The organism is Kitasatospora sp. NPDC059973 (assembly GCF_042737525.1).
GTDB lineage: Bacteria > Actinomycetota > Actinomycetes > Streptomycetales > Streptomycetaceae > Kitasatospora.
Genome location: NZ_JBHWUI010000009.1, coordinates 7,390 through 28,823, shown reverse-complemented (window position 1 = coordinate 28,823; position 21,434 = coordinate 7,390). Strand labels below are relative to the sequence as shown.

Here is a 21,434-nt window from a genome sequence, read left to right as displayed (position 1 = left end):
GTGGGTCCCGGTGGACACCACGCTGGTGCAGACGGCGGACGGCAAGGTCGCGCCGAAGGCACACCCCGAAGGGCTCGTCTTCGAGGGCGGGGACGCCGGGGTCACGGTGGGCGACAGCCTTCCCGGCACGCCCGCGACGCCACAGCCAACCGCCTCGCCCTCACCGAGCCCGTCGGCCTCAGCCACGTCCCCTTCCCCGGATTCGGCGGCCCCGAGCAGCTCGGCGTCCCCGACCGGTGCGGCGACGCCTGCCGCGACCGCCTCGCCGTCGAACAGCCCGTCAGCCTCCCTGGCCCCGTCCGTGGCCCCGTCCCCGACTGCGAGCGCGAGCGCGACGGCAGAGCGGGCCTCGCGGGGGGCAGCGCGGGCCGCGGCTCCCGCGGCTGACCCGGCCCCGGCGCAGCCGGTCGAGCGCGAGCTGGTGAAGGTCGGTTCGGGTGACCAGCAGCTGAGGTTCGGCTGGCTGGGCAAGCTGCCGAAGCCGAGGCTGGAGGGCAGCAAGGCGACCTACGTCGACGCCCGCCCGGGCGTCGACCTGGTCTTGCAGGCCACGCGTACCGGTTTCGAGCAGTTCCTGGTGGTCAAGGACCGCGCGGCGGTGTCCCAGGCGGGCACGCTGACGCTTCCGCTGGACACCACCGGTCTGACGGTGGCGCCGCAGCAGGACGGCTCGATCCAGCTCCTGGACAAGGTGTCCGGCAAGCCCACGGTGAAGATACCGGCGCCCGTGATGTGGGACGCGGCGGTGGACCTGGCGTCGCTGGAGCACCTGCACCGGGCAGCGGTGAAGATGGAGGTACGCGGTCAGGGTGCGGACACCGAGCTGGTGTTCACCCCGGACGCGGCTTTCCTGGCGGACGCCAGGACGCAGTACCCGGTGACGATCGACCCGGTGGTCGACGTCCTGAGCACGTACGACACCTACGTGCAGAGCAATGAGAACGTCGACGCCTCGTCGTCCGGCGATCTGAAGCTGGGCAGTTACAACGGCTCGGTCGTGGCGCGCTCGTTCCTGACGATCCCGGGCGGCGAGTTCAACGGGAAGCAGATCCTCGGCGCCACGCTGAACCTGTACAACTACCACTCCTCCTCCTGCGTCGCGAAGCAGTGGGAGGTGTGGAACGCCGGCGGTGCGGCCTGGTGGACCCGCTGGAACGACCAGCCGGTGTGGGGTCAGAAGTGGTCGACGTCGAACGACACATTCGACGAGGACCCGGACGACTCGCACGACTGCGCGGCCGGTGACGGCTCGGTGTGGGCGAAGGCCGACGTCACCGACATGATCCGGTACTTCGCTTCGCACAACTACGCCGACTACGGAATCGGCCTGAAGGCGGCGGACGAGTCCAGCCCGCTGTCCTGGAAGCGGTTCAGCTCGGCTGAGGGCGGCGCGCCGCCGTTTGTTTCGATCACGTACAACAGCGTGCCGGAGACTCCGGCCGCGGTGCAGGTGCAGCCGTCCCAGCCCGGCAGCCCGGTCTACACCCCGGATGCGAACCCGCGGTTCCAGGTGCAGGCCGCCGATGTGGACGGCGACCCGCTGAAGGTCTACCTCGACCTGTGGCGTGAGGGCTCGTTCGTCGGCAGCATCGCCCGTGACGTTCCCAACGGGGCGATCGCCACCGTCGGCCCGTCCGACTACGGCCTGACCCGACTCGACGAGGGCGTGCAGTACTCGATCTGGGCCATGCTCGACGACGGCAAGGCCCGCTCCGCCTGGGCCGGCACCAACGTCATCGCCGACACCACCAAACCCGGAGCACCGTTCGTCACCTCCGCCGACTACCCGTCGGACGGCCTGTGGCACGGCGCGGCCAACCAGCCCGGCTCCTTCACCTTCACCCCGCCCGCGGGGACCGATGACCTGGTCGGCTACACCTACACGCTGGACGGCGCCGCGCCGGTCACCGTGAACACGACTGCCTCCATCACTACCTCGATCACGCCGACCACCGAGGGCCGGCGCGTGCTGAGCGTGCAGTCCAAGGACCGCGCGGGCAACCTGTCCCCGCCGTGGGAGTACGTCTTCCAGGTCGGCAAGGCGGGCCTGAGCTCGCCGGTCAACGGCACGCAGGCCGCCAAGCGCGTGAAGCTCTCTGTGGACGCGCAGTCGCAGTTCAAGCGGGTGGTCTACGAGTACCGCCGCGGCCCCGGCGCGACCGAGTACACCGTCCCCCGGACCAACCTCACCAAGGCCGACAACACGGCCGTGACCGAGGACAAGCCGCGTCTGACGGACCTGGGCACCCACGCCAACTGGAACGTCCTGGACACCCTCGGCAACGTCGGCGGCGTCGTACAGGTGCGGGCCGTGCTGTTCCCCGAGGACGGCTCGGGCAGCGGCTACACCACGGTGTGGAACACCATGACGGTGGACCGCAACGCGGACGGTGCGGCGAGCACCGGAATCGGCCCGGGTTCGGTGAACCTGCTTACCGGTGACCTCTCCACGGATGTGACCGATGCCAACGAGTTCGGCATGTCGGTGACCCGCACCGCCTCCTCGCGTGACCTCGGACGCGGCTGGCAGCCGCAGGGCGAGCGCCTCACTCTCAACCAGCGTCAGATCGGCACCGACACCTCCGGCTACGTCGCCGGACAGGCGACGCTGACGCGCTCCACCGCCCGTGGCCACGACAGCTCCACCGATTCGCTGCTGGTCACCTCGAGCGGCTACGACTCCTACGCGAACATCGGCCCGCAGGGCGGCATGTCGCTGGGAATGAAGCCCGGTAAGACGTACCGCCTGACCGGCTGGATCTACGTCCCGTCGGCTACCGGCCTCAACCCGGACTTCACCGACCGCGGTCTGCGGCTCGCCGGGTTCGTGAAGACCCCGGCGGGCTACTCGAAGATCACCTCGCAGAAGGCCGGGTTCACTGACGGCTGGCAGCAGCTGACGGTGGACATGGTCGTCCCGGTGGACGCCACCGAGGCGTTCTTCCGCCTCTACAACGGGTTCACGGCCTCCGGTAAGGAGGTCTTCTTCGACGACCTGTCGATGAAGGAGATCGTCGCGCCGTTCGGCCCACAGTGGGCCGGTGGCCCGGACGCAGGCACCGGCTCGGACTACCGCGCCCTGTCGTTCCCGCAGTCGGACCTGGTTGAGATCAAGGGCAACGACGACACCGCGCTGACCTTCTCCAAGGGCACCGACGGCACGCTGTTCCCCGAACCGGGCGCCGAGTCGCTCTCGCTGAAGGCCGTCCCGGCCACCTCCGGCGCGCTGGTGAACTCCTCCGGGCAGTGCATCGAGGTGCCCAACGGCGTCGCCAACAACGGCACCACCCCGCAGGCCGCACCCTGCTCAGGCGCCGCCAACCAGCAGTGGACACGCGACGACCAGCAGCGCCTGCAGATCCTGGGCAAGTGCCTGGACAACCCGTGGGGCGTCAACACGGACGACACCCTGACGACGCTGTGGGACTGCAACGACGGCACCAACCAGAAGTGGGACGTCCTCGCGGACGGCCAGGCCGTCAACCAGCAGTCCGGCAAGTGCCTGGACGCCTACCGAGGCGCGACGATCTGGACCTGCTGGCGCGGTGCGAACCAGTTCTGGGACGTGCAGACCGCCGGCACCACCTACGAGCTGTCCGCCCTGGACGGCTCCAAGACGATCTTCGCCCGTCAGGCCGGCTCCTCCATCTACCAGGTGGTGAGCGAGACCGGCCCCGAGGCCGCCTCGACCACCCGCTACCAGTACGACACCACCGACGGCCGCTCCCTGGTCAAGCGCGTCATCCCGGCCGTCGAGCCGGGCGTCGACGACGTCAACCACTGCACCGTCAACCCGCTGCCGCGCGGCTGCGAGGTCTCGGAGTACGACTACGCCAAGGCCACCACCGCCACCGCCACCACTCCCGGTGACTACCTCGACCGGGTACGAGCCGTGAAGGTGTGGTCGTGGAACCCGGCGACCTCCAAACAGGAGGCCGTCGAGGTCACGCACTACCTCTACGACGACAAGGGACGCATCGCCCAGGTCTGGGACCCGCGCCTGGCCCAGCCGCTGAAGACCACCTACACCTACGACACCGACGGCCGCGTCACCCAGATCAGCGCCGCCGGCCAGCTGCCGTGGAACTTCGACTACGGCAAGGCCGCCACCGACCAGGACCCCGGCCGCCTGCTCCAGGTCCGCCGCGCGACCCTGACGCCGGGCAGCAAGGACCAGGTCAACGGCGAGATCGCGACCAAGGTCGTCTACGAGGTGCCACTGACCCGCGGCGCGGGCGGCCCGTACGACATGGCCGGCACGGACGTGGCCAAGTGGGCGCAGACCGACGCCCCCACCGACGCCACCGCCGTCTTCGACCCCGAGGACGACCCCGGCACCAACACCGCCACGGCCGTCAAGCCCGGCCGGGACGGCTACAAGCCCTCCACCGTCCACTACCTCAACGCCTCCGGCAACGAGGTCAACACCGCCAGCCCCTCCGTCACCCCCGGCGGTGACATCGACACCAGCGAGTACGACCGCTACGGCCACGTCGTGCGCACCCTGGAGGCCACCAACCGCGCCATCGTGCTCGGCACCCACCCGGACGCCGACAAGTTCATCGACGAGCTGAACCTGCCCACGGACACCGCGTCCCGGGCCCGGCTCCTCGACTCCCGGACCACGTACACCCCGGACGGCCTGGACGTCACCGAGACCCTCGGCCCGGTCTACCGCGCCTCGCTCACCGAGCAGGTCAACGGCCAGACCAACCCGGTCACCGTCACCTGGGAGGCCGAGAAGCTCCCGCAGCTCGGCGCGAGCGCGCCGGTACGGGTCATCAACGACAACAACGCCCTCGTCTGGTCCGGCGGAGCACAGCTCAGCCTGGCCGGCACCCAGGCCGGCGTGTTCGACACGATGCGCGTCAGCGTGCCCGAGGAAGGCGACTACCTCCTCTCCGGCCAGCTGACCCGGTTCAACGACCACGGCGTCATCCAGTTCGCCATCGACGGCCACAACCTCGGCACGCCGATCGACACCTACGACGCCGACGACAACGGGGCCACCTCCCCCTACACGGCCGGTCAGTCGATCCACCTGGCGCGCGGTGACCACGAGCTGAAACTCACGGTCACCGACACCAACACGGCCAGCCAGGGCGAGCGCTTCCACGCCGGCCTGGACACCGTCACCCTCACCAAGACCGCCCTCAACCAGACCCTCGTGCCCGGGACCTCGGTAGTGGCCCGGGACCACAACACCAACACCTACGACGAAGGAAAGCCCGACGGCCAGGCCTACCACCTGGTCACCACCGCCACCGACGGCGCCCGCATCGAGAACTACGCCGACGACGTCGAACTCCGCGTCACCAAGACCGGCTACGACACCCCCATCGGCGGAACCTCCGGCTGGACACTGAAGCGGCCGACGTCGGTCACCACTGACGCGCTCGGCGCCCGCCTCACCACCACTACCCGCTACGACGCGAGCGGCCGTACCGAGGAGGTCCGGGGTCCCGGCTCCGCCGCCGAGGACGCCAGTACGGTGAAATCCGTCTACTGGACGGCCGGCGCCAACGCGACCAACCCCGCCTGCGCCAACCGCCCGGAGTGGGCGGGCCAGCCCTGTGTCACCGCACCCGGCGGCGCGATCACCGGAGCGGACTCCTCCCGAATGCCGACCGCCCTGCCGGTCAAGCAGATCGGCAAGTACTCGCGCTCGGGCAAGCCGGAGGAGATCGTCGAGTCCAACGCTGGCAAGGCTCGACGGACCGTCACTGCCTACGACACCGCCGGCCGGACCGTCTCCACCGAGACCACCGGCGATGAAGGTTACCCCGTGCCGAAGACAGAAACCGAGTATGACCCGGTGACAGGCGCGGCAGTCAAGACCACCGCAGCCGGTAAGTCGGTCACCACGATCAGCGACGTGCTCGGCCGCACGATCTCCTACACCGACGCAGAAGGCGGTACCACCACCACCGATTACGACAAGTACGGCAAGCCGACCAAGGTCGCCAACCCCACCGGCGTTACCACGTACACCTACGACCGGGCCAAGGAACCCCGTGGCATGGCCACCTCCGCCAACGACAGCCGGGTTGGAGAATTCACCGCCAAGTACGGCCCCGATGGGCAACTCGTCGAGCAGACTTACCCGGGAGGCATCGTGCGCAAGGACACCGCCAATGCCTCCGGCAAAACCGTGGCCCGCACCTACATACGGATCTCGGACAACAAGGTCGTCTGGTCGCAGAACCAGGAAGTCTCCACTCAGGGCCAACTGATCAAAAACGCCACCAGCAACGGAATCAAGGCATACGGTTACGACCGCCTCGGGCGACTGGTAAAGGCCGAGCAGACCACCCAGACCGGTGCCTGTACGACCCGCTCCTACACTTACGACACCCACTACAACCGGACTGGAAAGACCGTCTCTGGCCCCGCAGCCGACGGCACCTGCACCCCTACTGGTGGGACTACCACCACCCACGCATATGACAGCGCCGACCGTCTCACTGACGCCGGCTATACCTACGACGTCTTCGGCCGCACCATCGGAACGGGCTCGGCCACCCAGATCGGCTATTACGTCAACGACATGGTTGCTACCCAGGAAACCGCAGACAGCCGGCGCGCCTGGACCCTCGACCCCGTCGGCCGCTTCTCCATCTTCACCCTGGCGACCAGCAAGACCGGCAGCACGTGGAACTACGGGCCCGCCAAGATTAACCACTACAGTTCCGGGAGCGACAGCCCGGCCTGGACCACCGAGAACGCCACGACCAACACCTGGACCCGAAACGCCCGGGGGCTTGACGGCGACCTCGCAGCCATCAGCACCAGCAGCGGTGAGATCAAGCTCCAACTGACCGACCTCTTCGGCTCGGTAATCCTGGCCACCGACCTGACCCTGACCACGCCCGTACTCCTCGACTCCGACGAGTACGGCAATCCCAACCCAGGGCAGGCAATCACTCGCTACGGCTGGCTCGGTGCTAAGCAACGCTCCGCTGAAACCCAGGACGGCATCGTCCTCATGGGTGTCCGCCTATATAACCCCGTAACCGGCCGTTTCCTCTCTGTCGATCCTGTGATGGGAGGGAGCGCAAATCCGTACGAGTACAACTATGGCGACCCCATCAACCGCTACGACCTCGACGGCCGGATCAGCTGTGGCCTCTGCCGGAAAGCCGTAAACAAAGCGAAGAATAAATGGGAGGAAACGAAAACCGACTGGGGTAAGAATTGGAAGCATAAGCTGGTGAACATTGGCGTGGGCGCAGTGTCCGCGACTGCGGCTGGTATCTGCGTCGCTACGGTTGCCTGCGGTGGTGCCATGGTCGTAGTCGGTGCCGGAGCCATCTTCGCTGGTGGTCTGGCCGGGCACTATGCTGTCTCGTCCGCAGCCGAGCGCCGCAGGGGTATGGGCCCATGGGTGAAGTCCACCGGCATGGCCATGGTTAAGGGCGGTGCCTGCGGCGCCCTGTGGGGTCGAGGTTGCGTGACTGGCTACGCAAGGGGTGCCGCACCGAAGTGGGGGCTCAAGGCGACCATGGGTGGAGGAACGCCACCCCTCCTCTACAACACCGCTCGGACGGAATGGAGCCGCAGCGTGTTTGGCTGGTTCAAGCGGGTCATGGAATAATATAAACTTGCAATTTGATGATCGGGGGACGGGAAGAAAGCTCTTCCTGTCCCCCGATCTCAACTTCTTACGGAGGGTTGATGGTCAATAAGGAGCTATGTAACACGACAGAACACATTGTCGTGGAAGCAGATCAAAGGGAAGGTAGGTCCGGGCCGGTTTCGCTTGCGAGGGCGCTTCGTCAGGCTGGGCTGGGAATTACTGCCATGGGCTTGCTCTCGGCGGTGCTGTTTGCATTTGTTGGTCCTGGTGCAGGATTCGGCGTGCTTGCTTTCTCTGTATTCGTCGTGGCGGTTGCATTCTTCTTCTTTGTCTCGCTGGGTCATAAGCCAACATGCTCGGCAAAGAAAGCGCTGGTATTCTTCTTTGGGTGGGTAGAATACGCATTCTAGCTAGACCTTGCAGGAGGGTCCGTCAGCTTGTTGAGGGACCCTCCTTGCGGTTCCTGGTCACCGGACCCGGCCCCATGACGCTGACGCTCTCCCAGGGCAGGGCGGTGGCCAGCACGTGGTCGGCGAGCGTGTCGGTCGCCGCGTGGAAGGTCTCCGGCACCGTCGGGTTCAGCGTGACCGACACCGCCACGAACACCGAGTCCGGCGCGTTCCCCGTGCCGGCCGGAAAGTTCGGCTACCTCGAGGCCTACCCGCTGTACGACCTCTACAGCTACGACATCTACAACGTCGCCATCGGTGACCGCTACGTCGGCGGAGGGACCGCCCAGCACCCGGTAGGACACCCCACGCCCGCCTGCTCCGCGCCCGGGCCGACGAACTCGACCGCCTCGCCGACCGCCTGCCGCCACCGGTTAGCCGCCGCCTACGGACCAACGCCGACCGCCTCCGCACCACGGCCGACACCCACCACTCCACCGCCCAGGCCGCCGAGGCCCTCCGATGACCCCGAACCGCCAAGACGAGCGCACCCGCATCAGGCAGGCCATCGACCGGCTCCTGACTGGCCAGGCCACCGTCTCCAACGGCAGCCTTACCGCCGCCGCCCTCGCAGCCGAAGCCGGCGTCCACCGCATGGCCCTGATGAAACGCCACGTCGACCTGAAGAACGAGTTCTACGAACGCGTCCGCGTCGAGACTGCCCAGACTCCGGAGACCGAGAAGCGCCTGCGAGAGACCGTGGTCAAGCTCAAGCAGACCGTCGCCGACAAGAACGCCGAGATTCTCGAACTCCGTCAGCAGATCACCCGGCTCACCCTCGCCAGTGCCGTACTCACCGAACGCCTGAACGACGTCGGGGACCGGTCCGGTGCCCCTGACAATGTCGTGCGCTTCCCGAGCTCCTGAGCGGGAGCCAACAGCTACTGGGTCGGGCCGGGCCTATCGGCGCTGTCGTGCTGGGCTTTCATGGGCAGCGAAGTTCACCCGACCGAGCTGATCCACTCGAACTCGTGCCCACCAAGCTGGGGACGACAACGGCTGGCCAGGTCACCATGCCGGAGCCGCTCGGAGCCGGCCGTTGACCGTGTCCGCGGGCTCATTCCCGAAGGTTCTTCGACCAGTCACCGCGAGGGCGATAGGCACGGCTGTCATCGACCTGCTTCGTCCCGCCGGGAACGACGTCCCCGTGGTACGGATACTGTTCGGTCACCGCCGCCAGTAGGAACTCCAGGAAGCCGCCCTCGAACACGTCCCACTCCAACATCGAGTGGAACTTGGCGGCCACCGGCCACCGGTCCGGATCCGGGCCCCGCATCAGCCAGAAGAAGTGGTCGGAATTGTAGTTGTTGCCCCACTTCAGCAGGCCGCCCTCGGCCGGGAACAGCGGATACGGGCACTCCCTGTAGTCCCCATCCCGGTAGCACTCGGCTAGCCAGGCACAGTATCCGTAGGGCTCCGTCGTGTCGTACAGGAACCCCTCGAAGCCGGACGGCACCGCGGCGTGGGGACTGGAGACTTCCGTTGGTGTGAAGATGTGCAGCTCGTTGCTGATGCTGACCGACCCATACCGGTCGGCGAACGCCCGGTAGTCCGCGGGCAGCTGGAAGCCGATCGCCGCGGGTGCGAGCTCCCACGGGACCGGGGTCACGCCGTCTGCGGGCGGCGGCCCGATCACCTTGACGAGTCGATCCAGCATCTCCTCGATGTCCATGCCCACTCCCATCGGTCGCCCGTTCCCGCCGGAGGCTATCCGCCTGCGGTGACACCGCAGGCGGTAGGGCCCAGCCCCGCAGCGTCCTGGCACCCGAACTGCGCGGGAAGCCCCACTTCCATGCCCAGGCGACCAGAGGATCATCCGACCGAGGCAGCAGACTCCTCACGATCACCAAGCTCGATTGAGCAACGGCTTCTGAACACATTGACTTGACAGGGAACGCGACCTCCCCGGCCACCCGTGCCCGCCAGGCCCAGGCCACCGTCCTGCCCGCCCTCGAACCACTGCGCCGCCTGCTTCCGCACGGCGGCCTGGCCAAGGGCACCATCACCGAGGCCATCGACATGAGCCTGCTCCTGGCCCTCGCCGCCGGCCCCGCCACCACCGACCCCTACGCCTGGACCGCCGCCGTCGGCCTGCCCGACCTCGGCCTCGCCGCGGCCCGCCGGCTACGGCCTCGACCTGAAGCGCCTCCTGGTCGCCGACTTCCCCGGCGACCATTACGCCGAGGTCGTCACCGCGCTCGCCGCCGCCTGCCCCGTCGTCCTCGCCGCGGCCCCCACCGCCCTGGCGCCCCGCGCCCTCGAACGGCTCGCCGCCCAGCTGCGCCGGAGCGGCACCGTCCTGATCACTCCCGGGCCCTGGCCCGGCGCCCAGCTGCGGCTGGAGGTGAGTGCGGGTCAGTGGTCAGGGCTGGGGGAGGGGCACGGGCAGCTGACTGGCCGCCGGGTGCGGGTGACGGTGTCGGGCCGGGGATCGGCGGCGCGGCCTCGCGCGGCGCAGTTGTGGCTGCCGGACGCGACCGGCACGGTCGCCGTGGTGGAGCGGAGGGGGGCCGTCGGGAGGCTGCCAGTGGACACGGGGTTGCCGCATGGGCGTAGCGGTGGTGGAGGGGGCGCTGGCTGCCGTTGTGGGGAGGTATGGCGGGCCGGCGGCCGTGGCTCAGGAGTTGTCGCCGGGGCCGTCCTGCCCGTAGTCGAACCGGTGCGTCATCGAAGCGGTCCGGGGCCGGCTGCGCGAGGGTGTGATGCCGGTCACGTTCGATTGCGGAGAGTGGTGGGGGTGGCAGTTTCCGTGATGGTCAGAGCGGATGTCTGGGCCGCTGAAACGTCTCATCGGAGGTCGGCGCGAGGGCTCGACTCGTCACGGTGCGTTCGTGGTCATGAACAGGTCGTGAAATTGGTTCGATTGGCGTGCGTGAACGGCGGGGGGCGGCTGATTGGCTACCACTAGGCCACTAAGTGGCTCATGCATGAGCAGAACCATCCCGTTTCCCGACAAAGAGGTTCTTTGTGAACAGCAGCGCTCCCCGTCCCCCGCTCAGCCGCCGCAGAAAGGGCGACGATCCTCCACACCACCGCCGGCGCGCTGGCCGCCGACTCGCGGGCCGTCACCGGGGGGCCTGAATGGATGACGAGCCGTTCGGGTCCCCGATAGGCCCGGACTTCCCCGACCCGGACACGGGAACCTTCGGAGCGGCCGTGGAGCTCCCCGTGGATCTTCCCCTCGACTTCGAGGCGTACGCGCTCCTGCATCGGGAGAGTTATCTGCACTATGCGCAGGAGATGCTCGGGAGCCAGGGCGCCGCCCGCTTGATCGTGCGACAGGTGCTGGTCCGGATCGCCCTCGACTGGAAGCAGATCCTGCGCGCGCCCAACGTCGAGGACATCACGTGGGGCATGCTCACCACCGCGGTGGTGTACGAGGTCCGACGCCTGCACGGGGAGGAACAGCTGGCCGTCCGTGCCGACACCGCACGCTCTCTCCTGGCCCAGATGCGCGAGAGTCTCACCGAGGGCGATGCCGAGGACACCGACGTCGGGCTCATCCCCGCCTTGCGGCTGCTGACCCCCCGACAGTTCGACGTCGTCATCCTGAAGTCCTCGCGCCGCTCCACCCTCTTCATCGCGTGGCTCCTGAACACCCATCCCAGCACGGTCGACCGCAACCACAAGCAGGCCCTCGACAAGCTGGAAGAAGTCCTCAGGCCGCGCCGGATCCTTCTCCACGACACCCCGACTCACCGCAGAGGAGCACGCCGGTGACCATCGATCCCCATGCCAGCCGCGGCAGCGCCGGCTCCCGACGGCCGGCACCCGACGGGCACGACCGAGCCGTCGAGCGGCTGCTCGGTCAGACCGCCGAAGCCGCGGCCATCGCCGGCCGCGATAGGAGCCGCTCGCACGCCGGTGAGGGCCAGGGCCTCTCCCGCGAGGAGGCCCTGCGCCTCTTCCTCGCCGAGGCCGAAGGGCCCGGCCGCGACCGCGCGGCAGGCCCCGATGGCGGCGAGGACTTCGCGATCGCCATGCGCGAGATCGCGGGCGATGTGGCCGGCTACCACGCCGGCACCTACACCCCACCCGCCTGGTGGGCGGACCACAACCGTGCCCGGCTGGGCCTCGACTCCCTGGCCCGCGCCACCGTGACACGCCCCAAGGCCGTCGCCCTCCTCGCCCGCTACGCGGACGAGGACTGGAAGCACCGCGCCGGCCGGCCGCCCGGTGACATCGACACGCGCGACGTCGACGACGAGATCGACGGTGCCCGGGTGTTCGGCTGCATCCTGCACCTGGCAGGCCATCCCATCAGCGCCGTCTTCTGGTGGCGTCTCGCCGCCGCCGCCGGCGACCACGTCTCCGCGTTCGCCCTCTACCTCCACCACCTGCACCGCGGAGAGCTGGACGAGTCGGAATGGTGGTTCAACCAGGCGTGCGCCGCGGCTGGGGAAGTTGGCGGCTCTCCCATGCCTCCAGGTCTGCCGAACCTGCCGGGCTACCTCACCAAGGTGGTGCCCGCGGTCCTCCCGCCCTGGCACAGCCGGGAATCGGTGCGGCCCACGGGCGAACTGGCGGCGGAAGTCAACCGCCTGGTCGTTCACAGCGAGCCCGGCGACCTCCTGGTCATCGACGGAGTGGCGAGCCGGCCCGGCCCCCGCCTCGCCACGCAGCTGGAAGAACTCGCAGGCCGCCGGTGAGAACCACGGCTCTGTGCCGTGTGCCCGCAGGCACGACGCCAGAGCCCGAGGCCACCGGAGCCGACGTCGTCGGCCGACCGCCCCCGGTCGGGGCGACAGGAGCGGTCTAAGCCCGGGGTCCCGCCGGGTACGCGCAACACCTGCCCGGCTTCGAATTCGGTAGCTGCACGGACGACTGCCGCAGATCCTGGGACCCCAGGAACGGCCGGAGTCGGGCCGAAACCTCGGCGGCCGGTCAGAGCGGGGCACCGCCTGACCGAGCCAGCTGTTCCCGGCCAGCGCGCGGGCAGGCGCCGTGCCCGACGGCGGAGTGACACCACGCCGTCTCCTGAACTCCGCCACCAGGCCGTGCTCCCGGTCTGCTCCACCGCGCGGGGCGGCTCGACGCCGTCCCGCCCCGCCGCGCCCTGCTCTTCGGTGCGCGGCCTCGTCTCGTGCATGTCCGTCTCCTGCTGCGTCGGGTGCGGTGAACACGGGCCGCGGGAAGGCGGGCCGGGACGCAACGGAGCGCCGCAGGGGCCCGCTTCAGGCGGTCCGTGGTGCCGGACGGTAGGCACGGGAGAAGGCGAGTCAAGGGGTGTTGAGTGCCGATTTCACCGGGACCCTGGGCCTGGCGGCGGGTGCCGAACCGGCGGACGATACATCGCTCAGGCGGCCGGTCAACCCCGCGTTCGGGACCGGAGTTCGAACAGATCCGGGCCTGTGAAAGGCCGCCGCCCCCGGGTGCGGGGTGGCGGCCGGGATGTCCGGGCGATGGTGCGCGGTGATGCCGGGCCTGGCGGTCAGCGGGCGAGCGTGATGGTCAACGTGTCGTTGGGGCAGGCGGCGCCGAGGTCGCGCAGGACGTTCTTCTCGGTGGTGTCGACCGTCTGGCTCCAGCGGGTCTTGGAGACGGTCCAGCGGTTGACGTAGTCGCACTCCTCGGCCTTGACCGAGGGGCGCCATTCGGCGATGTCCTTGTCGGACTTCTGGCGGTTCGAGCGGGCGGTGACGGCGACCAGGTCGCGGGGCTCGTCCAGGTCGTTGGCGTAGGCCTGGCGCTCGGCCGCGCTCCAGGCGGAGGCCCCGCTGTCCCAGGCCTCGGCGAGCGGCACTACATGGTCCACGTCCAGGCCAGCCGCGTCGGTGACGGTTACCCCGTCGTAGATCGAGTACCAGACGCCGCCGGTCAGCGAGCAGCCCGGGCCGATCTCCGGCGCCTCGACGGCTTCCCGGAGGATGACCTCCTTGCGGGTGTTGCAGCCGTCCCTGTCGGCGTCGATCCAGTGCTTGAACTTGGTGCGCTCGTAGCCGTCGCGGTTCTCGTCGGCGACGGGCAGGGCGTCGATGGCGTCGTGCAGGCGGATCGTCAGGACCTGCCCGGGAGAACGGAGCGGGCTGGCACCGGGGGTGGCCGAGGCGCTGGGGGCGGTCGCGGTGAGCAGGGCGAGTGTGAGCAGGGTGCTCGTGGCGAGTGCGCTGGTGCGCGCGGCGGTGGTGCTGGTACGCATCGGGGTGTCCGCTTCCGGTAGTCGACGGTGATGGCCGTTGATCTTCCTAGCGGCCGTCGGCCGGGGCGGGGAAGGGGATCGGGATGGGGTTCACCCTGGCGCGCGACAAGTCGTACCGGTACACACGGAGCAGGGATAGAGGGGCCCAGCGGTTGGCCCACCGCTGGGCAGGGCTCTGGGCGGAACTCGGGCCTCTGAAGCCGGCGGCCGCCGTTCCATCACGGAGGGAGTTGGCTGGGCCTCTCGCGGCGACCGAGCCCCGACTACCCGCCACCGTGTCACCGGCCCCGCCCGCCCCCGTGCCCCGGAGCGATAAGGGATCACAGCTGGCACGGTGCGGTGGGCGCTGACGAGACCCACTCTTGGCCCTCGACCATGCCTGGTCGTCGGATAGGTCCTCGATCCCACGAGGACCACCCCCGGGCAGAGCCAGGGAGGAAGCTGTTCTCTGGAGCTGGATTCCCCAGATGCCGAACGCACCGTGCCCGCAGACCCTACCCACTCCGACCGACACCGCCGGTCGGGGGCGGCTGGGATGGTGGCCGGTATGGACGACGAGGCGTTGATGCGGGGCCGGGTGTACGGAGTTGGCCACGACGGCCCGGGCCCCGGCCCGCTCGATGGCTTCCTCCTGGATGTCACCGGCTGGGACGTCGAGCAGCTCGCCGAGGGCGCCGCGCTGGCCGCCGAGACGGTTCGTACGGCGCGGTCGGTCGCGCCCACTACGAGCCCCGTCCCAGGGACCCGCGCTACTGGGGCTGGGTCGGCGACAGCCCTTGACCACCCGGCCTAGCCTATCGGCCCCGGTGCCACCACGGCGGTGGTGCCGGGGCCGCAGCATGGCCAGGGCTGGCGCGGTGTGCATCGCCATGCCGGTGCGGCCGGGCCGGGGTTCGGTGGCCCGGCCGCACCGGTCAATCGAGGGTCAGCGGAAGTACTCGGCCAAGACCTGGGCCGCCTTCAGCACGGCGGTCGCGCCGAGCTCCCCTGCGACGCGGACCACGATCCGGCCGGGCAACCGGTCCAGCGACCACCACGCAGTCCGCCCGGTCGGCTCCGTCGCACGGCACCGCTCGACGCCGTCCCACCCCGCCGCGCCCGGCTCCTCGCCGCGCGGCCTCGTCTCGTTCATGTCCGTCTCCTCCTGTGTCATGTGCGGTGACACGGGCCGCGGGTAGATGGCCCGGGGCGCAACGGAGCGCCGCGGGCCCGCTTCTGGCGGTCCGTGGTGCCGGACGCTAGCCACGGGGGAAGGCGAGTCAAGGGGTGCCAGGCGTCGGTTCTCGTCGCCGGTATCGGCCCGGTCAGGGTGCCGAACCGGCGGACGGTACACCGCTCAGACGGCCGGTCAACCCCGTTCCCAGAACCGGATTCGACCAGATCCGGAGCATGCGGACGGCCGCCGCCCCCGTCGCTCGTAGCGCTGGCGCCCGGGCACCTCGGGGGCGGGGCGCGCACGGAAGGCCGCGCGCCGCCCGGAGGTGACCGCGGGTGGCCGGAACGGGCACACTGGCGCCGGTTCCTTCGAGCGGAGGGTGGAGCCTTGAACATTCGCGGCTTGGTCAGCACCACAGTGCTGGTGATCGTCGCGTCGATGTGGTGGCTGGTGAACGTCCCCTACGCGGCGGCCGGGCTGATCGCCATCGACCAACCCGCCCCTATTGCCTGGCTCGCCGCCGTGTTCTTCCCGGCCGCGGGCACCGCCATGGCAAGCAGTCTGGCCAAAATGGAAGCAGCCGGCCGCGACACCGGCCCCAGCCGCTTCATCACCCTGGCCCTGCTGTCCGTCTTCGCCTACGGCTACGCGGCCCTGTCCTACCCGGTCGACAACCCCGGCCACGGACCCTGGTACCTCGGCCTCTACATGGGCGGTATGGACGTCATGGTCGCCTACGCCCTCCCGCACCTCTTCTTCACCTTCGCCCGCACCAAGCCGGCCAAGAGCACCGAGTCGACCTGACGAAGCCCCCCGGACGGCGCCGGGCCCGCACGGTACCGTTAGCCTGGGCCGGTCGGCCGTACACACTGGCCACCGCAGATTCCCGCAGCCCGAACACGCCGAAGGCCGCCGCCCCACACGGGGCGGCGGCCTTCGCGTTGCTCAGGAGCCCCCACTGGGGGCCGTCGGGGCCGTCAGCTACGCAGTCGGAAGCTCTCGCCTTATCGGATGCTGACACGCCGTGATGTCCACGAGAGTAACGTCGTCTGCGATCACGCTCCGGAGGAGCGGCTTACGGCTCCTTGAATCGAGGAGCCCCGGTTGCGGTTGGCGAAGGGGAGCGCTCCGTGAACCGCGGTGAACTCCGCGATCAGCTCCGCCTCGGCCCGGCCAGCGGGAGGCTCGGCTCCGGCGCGCCAGGCGACCAGGAGCGTGTCGGAGTCGGCGAGCTGCCAGACGTACTCGCCGCCGCCGTGGCCGGCGTTGCGCCCCTGGCCCTGGCGGCGGTAGGCGTTCAGCCGTTTGCTTAGCCCTTGGCGGCCAGCGGCCTTTCCGACGTACACCACCTGGGCGCCGGGCACCCAGGCTCTGTTCAGGGTGGCCGCCGTTGCGGAGGGGTCGCGGCCTTTGCGGTGGCCGGCGGGACTGCGCGGGAGGAAGACCGGGCGTGAGGTGGCGGGGCGCAGCACAACGTAGACGCCCTCGTCGGCGGGGACGGCGCTGTACGGGAGGTTGGCGAACGGCACGAAGCCGACGAAGCCGCGCTTGGCCAGCGTCGCGTGCGTCAGGGTCGTGGAGCGACTCGTTGAGGCCGCGGCGAGGCCGTTCTCGGCCGGTTCGGGCTCGGGCGTCATCGGGTCTCTATCTCCGAGGGGGGAGCGGCGAGCACGCCGCTCGCGGAGGTCTGGGGGCAGTTCGCGGCGCCACCATCCGCGTAGCCGCCCGCAGCGTGGAACGCCGTCGCGACGCCCGTGAGGCCCTCAAGGCTCCCATGCGCCGCGCTTGCTGACCGGGCCGGGCCCGCGACCTGCCCCGCGACTTCCAGTGGCGCTCTCGCTCGCGCCGTCGCACTCAGGATGGTGTACCGACCACAGGACCGGGCGGGGCATCAGGCTGGCCAGCAGTCGTGTCCGGGGCAGCCCGGGCGTTCCACACGCTGGAGGGGATCTCGTAGGGGATGGTCCAGGGCTCGTGGCCCTCGCGCCGACATTCAAAGAGGAGCCGGATCGGCTTGCCGTCGAACAGCGCCTCCCATCCGCGCTGCGAGTCCCATTGCCGTGGAGCCGGGGGAATCTCGATAGCGAACGGGCGCCATTCACCTAACCGCAGGGAGAAGGGGGCCGGGGAGCGCCCGTGTTCGTCGGTACCGTCGACGTAGGGCCGGAACCGAAACGGGCTCCATACGATCGTCTCCAGTTCTTCCAGGGGGATCGATCCGCCCAGGCTCGCGTGGCCCGTCCGGTCGACGCCGGTCTCGTTCTCCATGGTGACGCTGATGTAGTCCAGGCGGTCCAGGCCAGCGGGGCCATCCAGACTGATGCGAAGACCCTGCAGTCCGAAGCGGTCCGCGAAGGTCACCGTCAAGCAGGGGGTCAGATCGGCGTGCCAGCGGTGCGCTTCGATGGTAGCCACCGTCTGGGCGGTCTCCTGGGCGGCCTTCGCGGTCTGGTTGGCCTTGCGAGCCGACAGCAGCGCGAACCCTGCGGCGCAGGCGCTGGCGACCGTGCCAGTGGTGGACAGGACGTCGTTCCAGGCTATGGGCATGGCGGAGGTTACCAGAGGAAGAAGGGATTGATGATGGGCTGGAATGTCAGACCTGGCCGCTAGCCTGCCACCATGACCAAGTCTCTCCAGTACGACACTGCACTTGCAGCGTTCGTAAGCATCACGGAAGCCTCCTCCTTCGAGGTCAGCATCACCCTCACCACAACGGGTGGAGTCGTGACCGGACGCCTTGTCTCCGGGACCAAGTGGGCTGAGCTCAACATCGAACTCCTCAAGGAAGCCAACGGCGACGTTGCCGGCCTCAACCAGTTCTACGACTTCTATCTGAAGAAGCTCACGGGTGAAGCCGAGGAGATAAAGACGATCCACAGCAGCCTCGACAGCGTGAAGGTCCCCGACGACTACCGCGAGGCCATCGCTTCCGTGAGCCGACCGGCGTACATCCACTTGCAGGACGCACGCATACTCGGGCCGTCCGGCCTTGTCCCCTCGGGCCCGGCAGCTCCGTGGCGAGGGCGACTCGCTGAGGTGGTGGGCTGGTCACTGGGTGAGATACAAGGTTGATCACCTGATGGGTAAACCGCACCCCTGTCGGTGCCGACTGGGATGCTGGTGGACATGGACGACGAGGCGTTGATGCGGGGCCGGGTCTATGGAGCGGACCACGACCACCCCGACCCCGGCCCGCAGCCCGGCCACGTCTACCGGGAGCTGGTCGGCGGCCCGCTCGACGGGCTGCTCCTGGATGTCACCGGCTGGGATGCCGAGCAACTCGTCGACGGCGTCGCGCTGATCACCGAGCTCGGCTCCCACGGCCCCGGCGGCCGCGCTCACTACGAACCCCGACCCGCAGACCCGCGCCGCTGGGACTGGGCGGGCGACACCCCCTGACCTCCCGGCCCGCGGCCGGTCGGGTCGCCCGCAGGCTCAGCACCAGAGCACCTGAACGTGCTCGGCCAGGAACTGCGCCACCCCGACGGCGGCCGCCGCACCGACGTTCCCGGTAAGGCCGGCCAAGACCTGGCCGCTCATCCGGTCCGGCGACCACCGCAAGAGGGGCGCCGCCCTCGCCCTGGCCGCCACTGTCATCACCTGGGCCGCGCGCACCGGCACACCGGCCACCGACGTCGCCGAGGCCGCCGTCGGCTGACCGACCGAGCCCAGCGCCAGGAGGCCGCCACCCCGCAGGGCGCCGGCCCCCTGCGGGACCGGCGGCATCGAGCACCACCTCACACGGCCGGCAACACCCCGGCTGGCCACTCCTCCAGCGGACGGACACCGAGCCAGCCGCTACCGCGCCAGACCCTGGCATACGGCCCGCGCCAGGACACCGGCAGCTCACCGGGCCACCCGACCCGCTGCCGCCCCACCCGCCCGCCACCCCGCCCGTCCAAGCCCTCCCCGGGCCGCGCACCCGCCGGGCCACCGCGCTGCTCCCCACCCCCGTACTGCTTCCACCGCCACGGCACGTGCCGCGAATGCAGCCGATGGTGCCCGCACGCCTTGCACCGCGACGGCGCGATCCGCCGCGGCGTGAAGCCGTGCGCGGCCTCCACCCACGGCCCCCGCGCCTGGACGTGATCGGACCGGTGCCGACTGCACCCGACCGCCCCGCAAATCCAGACCTCCGCCCCGTCCGGCTGCCTCGACCCCTTCCGGAACCAGTGATCCGCCCCCGTGACCAGCAGCACCCGGCCATTCGGCGACCGCGCCTCCCTCGGGGCCAGGCCCTCCACCGACCAGCTCATGCCCACTCGACGCCGTGCTCGGCGAGCTGGGCGAGCTGACCGGGCGTGAGCTTCGCCCGCCTTGCCTTCTGGTTGTTCAGCCAGGTGCCCAGCGCGACGTGCGACACCACCACCTGCTCCTCCCCGCCGGGGCCGGCCTCCACGGCCTCGACCGGCTCCTTGTGCGGGCGGGGCACCCGGGGATGACGCTCCCGCTCCACGAACTGGGCGAGCGCCGCCAGGCCCTGGGCGAACCGGTCGCCGCGGGACACGGTCGGCTTCGCCTCGGTCGCGGCCTTCGCGGCCACCAGCTCCTCGTCCTCCTCGATGCCGATCGCCGCCAGCAGGTCCCGCTGGTCCTCCTCCAGACCCGGCGAGGCGGCCCGCTGCGCCCGCACCCACTGACCGAGCTGCTCACCTTCGAACACCGCGTCCTGCGGCAGCGCGGCTCAGTCGACCAGGCTGGCCTGCTCAAGCCACCACCGCCGCATGATGGCGTACGCGCGCTGCCAGGCGGGGCACCACCGCGGGTCGATCCGCTCCAGCGCCCGGCGCCGCTCCGGTACCAGCACCACGGGGGTCGATGGCCGGGCCGCTTTCGGCACCGCAACGTCGCCGCGATCATACGAGCATTTTGACCATTCGCCAGCCTTCGCCAGGTCTCGCCGGGCGGAGGAGCTGCCCGCTAACCCACTACGCTCAACCGTGAGTTGCTGCTTCCTCCCTGTACGGCACGAACATGCCGTCCAGGACAGCCACTCCGTGTCTGTGCGGGGCGGTGAGGGCCCTGAAGGCCCGGGAGAGGGAGGGAGCGCTCTGTGAACACGTCCAGTGAACAGCCGGCCGCCGACGAGCCGGAGCCGGGATCCGAAGATCCGGCGGGCACCGCAGAGCGCCGCAAGGACTGGTCGGCCGTTGCTGTCGCCACCGCCAGGTGGCTCTGGCGCGCCTACGAGATCATCGATCTCCTCGACCGCATCCGCCAGATGCGGACCTGATACCAGAGAGCACGTCGGCCCAACCCGGGAAGGTCGGGCCGACGCTGAGTGCTCACCACGCGGCAAGCGCTATCGAAGGGGTGTGAGCAGGTCGTTCGGTGATCTGACGGTTACCGCCGTCAGCGAACGGGCTGCTCCCACCTCGACAGGCCCAGTATGCATCGCGGGACGGGCCGCGCGACCCCTGCGTGAAGGCTAGCGGGGCCCGGCGATTGGGTGGCGTATCTATTCGCCATGGCCATGCCGTCTCTGTGACCGAACACGATGTCCCGAGTCCGGAGCCCGGCGCGGCCGACGCGGCAGAGATGTGCCGGCCGGTCTCCTCGTCCATGGCCCGGACCCCGTCCAATCACCATGATTGGCGCACCGCCAGCGCCGCGATCCCGCTTCGACAACCTGCCCCACTCGGCCTTCTAGCACGCGAAGCCGGCAGAGTCGAACTCGCAGCCGCTCCAGCGCCACGCACTTCAGCCGCCAGCCACGACAGCGCGCCCCCCCATGCTGTGGTGCGGGCCAATCTCTCAAGCACCCGCAGCCCCTGACTGCCTACACCTGAGAGGCCGCCGACCGTGGCCGCTGCTCCAACAGCGCCAGGGCCTCTCCCGCGGTTCGCCTCACGATTTCGTCATCATGCTGTTCCATGACTCGGATGAGGGTGACGCTCTCCGGTTCCTTCGGCCACAGCAACGCGAGCAACTTGATCACGCTCACCCTCATGTCGGCTGGCTGGTCGCTCTTCGTGTACTCGCATAGGACAGGCCATGCCACGTCCGGAAAGTTTGCTGCGAGTACTTGCAGGGCGGTGGTGCGGACGTTCGGGTGGGTGTCGGTGTCGGTGGCGGCGGTCAGGACGGCTTGGTGGGTGTTCTGGTCTTCCGGCC

General features: G+C 69.6%; 18 protein-coding genes and 1 pseudogene. 10 read left to right on the top strand and 9 right to left on the bottom strand.

Annotation, left to right across the window (positions count from 1 at the left end):
- Window positions 1-421: 421 nt before the first annotated feature.
- On the top strand, window positions 422-7,594 hold the full coding sequence (locus ACFWA9_RS04335) for a ricin-type beta-trefoil lectin domain protein (protein WP_380382965.1): 7,173 nt from the start codon (window positions 422-424) through the stop codon (window positions 7,592-7,594).
- 80 nt (window positions 7,595-7,674) lie between these two features.
- Window positions 7,675-7,986: a hypothetical protein gene (locus tag ACFWA9_RS04330; protein WP_380382963.1), complete on the top strand. Its 312-nt coding sequence runs from the start codon at window positions 7,675-7,677 to the stop codon at window positions 7,984-7,986.
- 22 nt (window positions 7,987-8,008) lie between these two features.
- Here ACFWA9_RS04330 and ACFWA9_RS04325 read toward each other — a convergent pair whose 3' ends face one another.
- Window positions 8,009-8,170, bottom strand: coding sequence for a hypothetical protein (locus tag ACFWA9_RS04325; RefSeq protein WP_380382961.1), 162 nt, complete (start codon window positions 8,168-8,170; stop codon window positions 8,009-8,011).
- A gap of 317 nt (window positions 8,171-8,487) precedes the next feature.
- On the opposite strand from ACFWA9_RS04325, the gene ACFWA9_RS04320 reads away from it, so the two are divergent.
- Complete coding sequence (locus tag ACFWA9_RS04320; RefSeq protein WP_380382960.1) at window positions 8,488-8,892, top strand: hypothetical protein; 405 nt, start codon at window positions 8,488-8,490, stop codon at window positions 8,890-8,892.
- 190 nt (window positions 8,893-9,082) lie between these two features.
- Here the strand turns inward: ACFWA9_RS04320 and ACFWA9_RS04315 are convergent, their stop codons facing one another.
- Window positions 9,083-9,697, bottom strand: coding sequence for a hypothetical protein (locus ACFWA9_RS04315; protein WP_380382959.1), 615 nt, complete (start codon window positions 9,695-9,697; stop codon window positions 9,083-9,085).
- A gap of 1,496 nt (window positions 9,698-11,193) precedes the next feature.
- Between ACFWA9_RS04315 and ACFWA9_RS04310 the strand changes: the two genes are divergently transcribed.
- Together ACFWA9_RS04310 and ACFWA9_RS04305 are read left to right on the top strand one after the other, a co-directional pair.
- A complete protein-coding gene (locus ACFWA9_RS04310) occupies window positions 11,194-11,745 on the top strand; it encodes a hypothetical protein (RefSeq protein ID WP_380382958.1) in 552 nt (183 codons plus the stop codon).
- Window positions 11,742-12,674 carry a hypothetical protein gene (locus tag ACFWA9_RS04305; RefSeq protein WP_380382957.1) on the top strand — a complete coding sequence of 311 codons (933 nt, stop codon included), beginning with the start codon at window positions 11,742-11,744 and terminating at the stop codon, window positions 12,672-12,674. The genes ACFWA9_RS04310 and ACFWA9_RS04305 overlap by 4 nt, the downstream gene beginning before the upstream one ends.
- Window positions 12,675-13,456: 782 nt before the next feature.
- On the opposite strand, the gene ACFWA9_RS04300 is transcribed toward ACFWA9_RS04305, so the two are convergent.
- On the bottom strand, window positions 13,457-14,164 hold the full coding sequence (locus ACFWA9_RS04300) for an HNH endonuclease family protein (RefSeq protein ID WP_380382955.1): 708 nt from the start codon (window positions 14,162-14,164) through the stop codon (window positions 13,457-13,459).
- A 565-nt stretch (window positions 14,165-14,729) separates the two neighbouring features.
- Here ACFWA9_RS04300 and ACFWA9_RS04295 point away from each other — a divergent pair.
- Window positions 14,730-14,944, top strand: a pseudogene (locus tag ACFWA9_RS04295) (hypothetical protein).
- 145 nt (window positions 14,945-15,089) lie between these two features.
- Here ACFWA9_RS04295 and ACFWA9_RS04290 read toward each other — a convergent pair.
- Window positions 15,090-15,296 carry a hypothetical protein gene (locus ACFWA9_RS04290; protein ID WP_380382954.1) on the bottom strand — a complete coding sequence of 69 codons (207 nt, stop codon included), beginning with the start codon at window positions 15,294-15,296 and terminating at the stop codon, window positions 15,090-15,092.
- A 426-nt stretch (window positions 15,297-15,722) separates the two neighbouring features.
- Between ACFWA9_RS04290 and ACFWA9_RS04285 the strand changes: the two genes are divergently transcribed.
- The gene (locus ACFWA9_RS04285; RefSeq protein WP_380382952.1) at window positions 15,723-16,124 is read left to right on the top strand and encodes a hypothetical protein; all 402 of its coding nucleotides are present in this window, start codon (window positions 15,723-15,725) and stop codon (window positions 16,122-16,124) included.
- Between the two features lie 251 nt (window positions 16,125-16,375).
- Here the strand turns inward: ACFWA9_RS04285 and ACFWA9_RS04280 are convergent, their stop codons facing one another.
- Both ACFWA9_RS04280 and ACFWA9_RS04275 read right to left on the bottom strand, forming a co-directional pair.
- Entirely contained in the window at window positions 16,376-16,957 is a 582-nt protein-coding gene (locus tag ACFWA9_RS04280) for a hypothetical protein (RefSeq protein ID WP_380382950.1), read from the bottom strand.
- A gap of 217 nt (window positions 16,958-17,174) precedes the next feature.
- Complete coding sequence (locus tag ACFWA9_RS04275; protein WP_380382949.1) at window positions 17,175-17,867, bottom strand: hypothetical protein; 693 nt, start codon at window positions 17,865-17,867, stop codon at window positions 17,175-17,177.
- Between the two features lie 72 nt (window positions 17,868-17,939).
- Here ACFWA9_RS04275 and ACFWA9_RS04270 point away from each other — a divergent pair, with 72 nt between their 5' ends.
- Together ACFWA9_RS04270 and ACFWA9_RS04265 are read left to right on the top strand one after the other, a co-directional pair.
- Window positions 17,940-18,392: a hypothetical protein gene (locus ACFWA9_RS04270; RefSeq protein WP_380382947.1), complete on the top strand. Its 453-nt coding sequence runs from the start codon at window positions 17,940-17,942 to the stop codon at window positions 18,390-18,392.
- 54 nt (window positions 18,393-18,446) lie between these two features.
- Window positions 18,447-18,719 carry a hypothetical protein gene (locus ACFWA9_RS04265; protein WP_380382945.1) on the top strand — a complete coding sequence of 91 codons (273 nt, stop codon included), beginning with the start codon at window positions 18,447-18,449 and terminating at the stop codon, window positions 18,717-18,719.
- An 853-nt stretch (window positions 18,720-19,572) separates the two neighbouring features.
- Here the strand turns inward: ACFWA9_RS04265 and ACFWA9_RS04260 are convergent.
- Entirely contained in the window at window positions 19,573-19,983 is a 411-nt protein-coding gene (locus tag ACFWA9_RS04260) for a Helicase associated domain protein (protein WP_380382943.1), read from the bottom strand.
- Window positions 19,984-20,004: 21 nt separating this feature from the next.
- Window positions 20,005-20,130: a hypothetical protein gene (locus ACFWA9_RS04255; RefSeq protein WP_380382941.1), complete on the bottom strand. Its 126-nt coding sequence runs from the start codon at window positions 20,128-20,130 to the stop codon at window positions 20,005-20,007.
- 243 nt (window positions 20,131-20,373) lie between these two features.
- Between ACFWA9_RS04255 and ACFWA9_RS04250 the strand changes: the two genes are divergently transcribed.
- A complete protein-coding gene (locus tag ACFWA9_RS04250) occupies window positions 20,374-20,553 on the top strand; it encodes a hypothetical protein (protein WP_359840022.1) in 180 nt (59 codons plus the stop codon).
- Between the two features lie 546 nt (window positions 20,554-21,099).
- On the opposite strand, the gene ACFWA9_RS04245 is transcribed toward ACFWA9_RS04250, so the two are convergent.
- A partial coding sequence (locus ACFWA9_RS04245; RefSeq protein WP_380382939.1) for a HEAT repeat domain-containing protein occupies window positions 21,100-21,434 on the bottom strand: 335 nt, incomplete at its 5' end.